At 52.3% G+C, this 5,629-nt stretch carries 2 tRNA genes and 3 rRNA genes; all 5 read left to right on the top strand.

The features are described from left to right. Nucleotides 1–337: 337 nt before the first annotated feature. The 5 genes from BGI27_RS17315 (at nt 338) to rrf (ending at nt 5,577) form a co-directional block, all read left to right on the top strand. A 16S ribosomal RNA gene (locus BGI27_RS17315) occupies nt 338–1,868 on the top strand. Between the two features lie 127 nt (nt 1,869–1,995). Then, nucleotides 1,996–2,072, top strand: a tRNA-Ile gene (locus tag BGI27_RS17310). Between the two features lie 25 nt (nt 2,073–2,097). Next, nucleotides 2,098–2,173, top strand: a tRNA-Ala gene (locus BGI27_RS17305). A gap of 288 nt (nt 2,174–2,461) precedes the next feature. Continuing rightward, nucleotides 2,462–5,346, top strand: a 23S ribosomal RNA gene (locus tag BGI27_RS17300). 117 nt (nt 5,347–5,463) lie between these two features. Then, nucleotides 5,464–5,577: ribosomal RNA gene (gene rrf / locus BGI27_RS17295) — 5S ribosomal RNA — on the top strand. The 16S, 23S and 5S rRNA genes sit together here with 2 tRNA genes alongside, the layout of an rRNA operon. Nucleotides 5,578–5,629 lie beyond the last annotated feature (52 nt).

Below are 5,629 nucleotides of genomic sequence, written 5' to 3'. Positions count from 1 at the left end.
AGAAAGTGGTTGACGAGTGGTCGTTGGTTGCCCATAATCTCGTTTCTCTGCTGCATACGCACTCCGGTGCAAGCGGTGGCAGCGAAAGGCAGTGCTAAAGCGGTTTTCAGGCCTGTTTAAGTTAAGCGGTTCCGAAATAAATTTCGAAATTGTTTGACAAGTAATTTTGGGTGTGTATAATACGCCCCTCTCGTTTCGGCGAGGCGCTCTTTAAAAAGTAGGACAACCGATAGGTGTGGGTGCTTGATCGGAGTAAGTCATCTTCGGGTGGCTAGCTAAATGATTGAGTACTCAACACAAAGTCAGTAATAAATTTGAGTTGAGCTTTGAAAAGATTGAACTTAAGAGTTTGATCCTGGCTCAGATTGAACGCTGGCGGCATGCCTTACACATGCAAGTCGAACGGATTCAAGGGGCTTGCTCCTTGGGTTAGTGGCGAACGGGTGAGTAATGCATCGGAACGTACCCAGTCGTGGGGGATAACTACTCGAAAGAGTGGCTAATACCGCATACGTCCTGAGGGAGAAAGCGGGGGATCTTTGGACTTCGCGCAATTGGAGCGGCCGATGTCGGATTAGCTAGTTGGTGGGGTAAAAGCCTACCAAGGCGACGATCCGTAGCTGGTCTGAGAGGATGATCAGCCACACTGGGACTGAGACACGGCCCAGACTCCTACGGGAGGCAGCAGTGGGGAATTTTGGACAATGGGGGAAACCCTGATCCAGCCATGCCGCGTGAGTGAAGAAGGCCTTCGGGTTGTAAAGCTCTTTCAGTCGGAAAGAAATGGTTTCGGTGAATATCCGAAGCCGATGACGGTACCGACAAAAGAAGCACCGGCTAACTACGTGCCAGCAGCCGCGGTAATACGTAGGGTGCGAGCGTTAATCGAAATTACTGGGCGTAAAGCGTGCGCAGGCGGTTGTGCAAGACAGGTGTGAAATCCCCGGGCTTAACCTGGGAACTGCGCTTGTGACTGCACGACTAGAGTACGGCAGAGGGGGGTGGAATTCCTGGTGTAGCAGTGAAATGCGTAGATATCAGGAGGAACATCGATGGCGAAGGCAGCCCCCTGGGCCTGTACTGACGCTCATGCACGAAAGCGTGGGGAGCAAACAGGATTAGATACCCTGGTAGTCCACGCCCTAAACGATGTCGACTAGTTGTTCGGGAAGGTGACTTCTTGAGTAACGTAGCTAACGCGTGAAGTCGACCGCCTGGGGAGTACGGCCGCAAGGTTAAAACTCAAAGGAATTGACGGGGACCCGCACAAGCGGTGGATGATGTGGATTAATTCGATGCAACGCGAAAAACCTTACCTACCCTTGACATGCCTGGAAGTCTGCAGAGATGCGGATGTGCCTTCGGGAACCAGGACACAGGTGCTGCATGGCTGTCGTCAGCTCGTGTCGTGAGATGTTGGGTTAAGTCCCGCAACGAGCGCAACCCTTATCATTAGTTGCTACGCAAGGGCACTCTAATGAGACTGCCGGTGACAAACCGGAGGAAGGTGAGGATGACGTCAAGTCCTCATGGCCCTTATGGGTAGGGCTTCACACGTCATACAATGGTCGGTACAGAGGGTTGCCAAGCCGCAAGGTGAAGCCAATCCCAAAAAGCCGATCGTAGTCCGGATTGGAGTCTGCAACTCGACTCCATGAAGTCGGAATCGCTAGTAATCGCAGATCAGCATGCTGCGGTGAATACGTTCCCGGGTCTTGTACACACCGCCCGTCACACCATGGGAGTGGGTTTCACCAGAAGCAGGTAGCCTAACCGTAAGGAGGGCGCTTACCACGGTGGGATTCATGACTGGGGTGAAGTCGTAACAAGGTAGCCGTATCGGAAGGTGCGGCTGGATCACCTCCTTTCTAGAGCAAACGCTCTGGTCAAGTATCCACAACCTATCGGTTGTTTAAATAAGCAGTTAGGACCGGGAGCAAGCTGCTCGCCTCTTGGGCAACTTGGCAAGCTGGCAGCCTGGTCTGAAACAGGATCGGGTCAGTAGCTCAGTCGGTTAGAGCACCGTCTTGATAAGGCGGGGGTCGTAGGTTCGATTCCTACCTGACCCACCACAAAGGTTGAATGTATCAATATCTTGGGGGATTAGCTCAGCTGGGAGAGCACCTGCTTTGCAAGCAGGGGGTCGTCGGTTCGATCCCGTCATCCTCCACCACCTGATCCTGTATTGATCAAATAAAGATCATTAGGCCATGCACATAGATGTGTGCATTGCCTAATGACTCTTCATGAGTCATCGGTTGTACTGCTCTTTAAAAATCTGGAAGGCAAATTAATCATGCAAAGCATGCATGAGAAACCCTCGGGTCTCTTATGTGTGATTTGAATGGGTAGTGATTGCATCGAATCGTTGTTTGCGAACCAGCGGCAACGATTCAACATAAACGATGTACTAGTTCGCCTGTAACCCGCCTGCAAGTGATTGCAGAGTTTAGAGTTATAGGATCAAGCGACTAAGTGCACGTGGTGGATGCCTTGGCGATCACAGGCGATGAAGGACGTGCAAGCCTGCGAAAAGCTACGGGGAGCTGGCAATGAAGCTTTGATCCGTAGATGTCCGAATGGGGAAACCCACTCAGCAATGAGTATCCCTGACTGAATACATAGGTCAGCGGAAGCGAACCGGGAGAACTGAAACATCTAAGTACCCCGAGGAAAAGAAATCAACCGAGATTCCCTAAGTAGTGGCGAGCGAACGGGGAAAAGCCTGTACGTGATAATCGATTTGTTAGCAAAACGGTCTGGAAAGTCCGGCGATAGTGGGTAATAGCCCCGTATGCGAAAACAAATCGATGGTACTGAGCGTACGAAAAGTAGGGCGGGGCACGAGAAACCCTGTCTAAACATGGGGGAACCATCCTCCAAGGCTAAATACTCGTGATCGACCGATAGTGAACCAGTACCGTGAGGGAAAGGTGAAAAGAACCCCGGGAGGGGAGTGAAATAGATCCTGAAACCGCGTGCATACAAACAGTGGGAGCCTCGTAAGGGGTGACTGCGTACCTTTTGTATAATGGGTCAGCGACTTACGTTGTGTGGCAAGCTTAACCGAATAGGGGAGGCGTAGCGAAAGCGAGTCTGATAAGGGCGATTCAGTCGCACGGCGTAGACCCGAAACCAGATGATCTATCCATGGCCAGGATGAAGGCTGGGTAACACCAGCTGGAGGTCCGAACCCACTAATGTTGAAAAATTAGGGGATGAGCTGTGGATAGGAGTGAAAGGCTAAACAAATCTGGAGATAGCTGGTTCTCCCCGAAAACTATTTAGGTAGTGCGTCGTACGGACACTTGCGGGGGTAGAGCACTGTAATCGTTGAGGGGGTCATTGCGATCTACCTCGCGATAGCAAACTCCGAATACCGCAAAGTGATATACGGCAGACAGACAGTGGGTGCTAACGTCCATTGTCAAGAGGGAAACAACCCAGACCGCCAGCTAAGGTCCCAAATGCATAGTTAAGTGGAAAACGAGGTGGGAAGGCATAGACAGCTAGGAGGTTGGCTTAGAAGCAGCCATCCTTTAAAGAAAGCGTAATAGCTCACTAGTCGAGTCGTCCTGCGCGGAAGATGTAACGGGGCTCAAACTATGAACCGAAGCTGCGGATGCACTTTTAGTGCGTGGTAGGGGAGCGTTCCGTAAGCCTGCGAAGGTGTTCCGGGAGGAATGCTGGAGGTATCGGAAGTGCGAATGCTGACATGAGTAGCGATAAAACGAGTGAAAAGCTCGTTCGCCGAAAGCCCAAGGTTTCCTACGCAACGTTCATCGGCGTAGGGTGAGTCGGCCCCTAAGGCGAGGCAGAAATGCGTAGTCGATGAAAAACAGGTCAATATTCCTGTACCGATTCTTGATGCGATGGGGGGACGGAGAAGGTTAGGCCAGCCGGGTGTTGGATGTCCCGGTTCAAGCCCGTAGTCGTGCCTGGTAGGCAAATCCGCCAGGCTTAGATGAGAGGTGATAACGAGTCTGCTTGCAGACGAAGTGGTTGATACCATGCTTCCAGGAAAAGCCTCTAAGCTTCAGTCAAGAATCGACCGTACCGCAAACCGACACAGGTGGGCAGGTTGAAAATACCAAGGCGCTTGAGAGAACTCAGGAGAAGGAACTCGGCAAATTGATACCGTAACTTCGGGAGAAGGTATGCCCCAGTAGCTTGTAGGAGTACATCCGAAGGGCAAAGGGGCCGCAGAGAATCGGTGGCTGCGACTGTTTATTAAAAACACAGCACTCTGCAAAATCGAAAGATGACGTATAGGGTGTGACGCCTGCCCGGTGCCGGAAGGTTAAGTGATGGGGTGCAAGCTCTTGATCGAAGCCCCGGTAAACGGCGGCCGTAACTATAACGGTCCTAAGGTAGCGAAATTCCTTGTCGGGTAAGTTCCGACCTGCACGAATGGCGTAACGATGGCCACACTGTCTCCTCCTGAAACTCAGCGAAGTTGAAATGTTTGTGAAGATGCAATCTCCCCGCGGCTAGACGGAAAGACCCCATGAACCTTTACTGCAGCTTTACATTGGACTTTGACGGGACTTGTGTAGGATAGGTGGGAGGCTATGAGACCGGGACGCTAGTTCCGGAGGAGCCGACCTTGAAATACCACCCTGGTGTCGTTAAGGTTCTAACCTTGACCCGTGAATCCGGGTCGGGGACCGTGTATGGTAGGCAGTTTGACTGGGGCGGTCTCCTCCCAAAAGGTAACGGAGGAGTTCGAAGGTCTCCTAGGTACGGTCGGACATCGTACTGATAGTGCAATGGCAAAAGGAGGCTTGACTGCGAGACCCACAAGTCGAGCAGGTGCGAAAGCAGGACATAGTGATCCGGTGGTTCTGTATGGAAAGGCCATCGCTCAACGGATAAAAGGTACTCTGGGGATAACAGGCTGATTCCGCCCAAGAGTTCACATCGACGGCGGAGTTTGGCACCTCGATGTCGGCTCATCACATCCTGGGGCTGTAGCCGGTCCCAAGGGTATGGCTGTTCGCCATTTAAAGTGGTACGCGAGCTGGGTTTAAAACGTCGTGAGACAGTTTGGTCCCTATCTGCCGTGGGCGCTGGAAGTTTGAGAGGACCTGCTCCTAGTACGAGAGGACCGGAGTGGACGCACCTCTGGTGTACCGGTTGTGACGCCAGTCGCATCGCCGGGTAGCTAAGTGCGGAAGAGATAACCGCTGAAAGCATCTAAGCGGGAAACTCGCCTCAAGATGAGACTTCCCTGGGAACTCGATTCCCCTGAAGGGTCGTTCAAGACCAGGACGTTGATAGGTCAGGTGTGCAAGCGCAGTAATGCGTTGAGCTGACTGATACTAATTGCCCGTGCGGCTTGATCCTATAACCCTGAATTACACGTTGCAGCGAACTACATCGCGCACGCAATCACTACACAATATTTGCCTTCCAGAACACGCCAAGCCCGCGCAAAGCGCGCAGGCCAGGCAACGCTCAAAGTCTGACGACCGTAGCGAATCGGCCCCACCCCTTCCCATCCCGAACAGGACCGTGAAACGATTCCGCGCCAATGATAGTGTGGTTTTCCCATGCGAAAGTAGGTCATCGTCAGACTAACCAACAAAACGCCCTTGTACCTCCCAGGTACAAGGGCGTTTTACTTTGT

The organism is Candidatus Dactylopiibacterium carminicum, assembly GCF_014736495.1.
Taxonomy (GTDB): Bacteria; Pseudomonadota; Gammaproteobacteria; order Burkholderiales; family Rhodocyclaceae; genus Uliginosibacterium; species Uliginosibacterium carminicum.
Note: the sequence above shows the minus strand (reverse complement) of the source record. Positions and strands in the feature narration are given on the sequence as shown.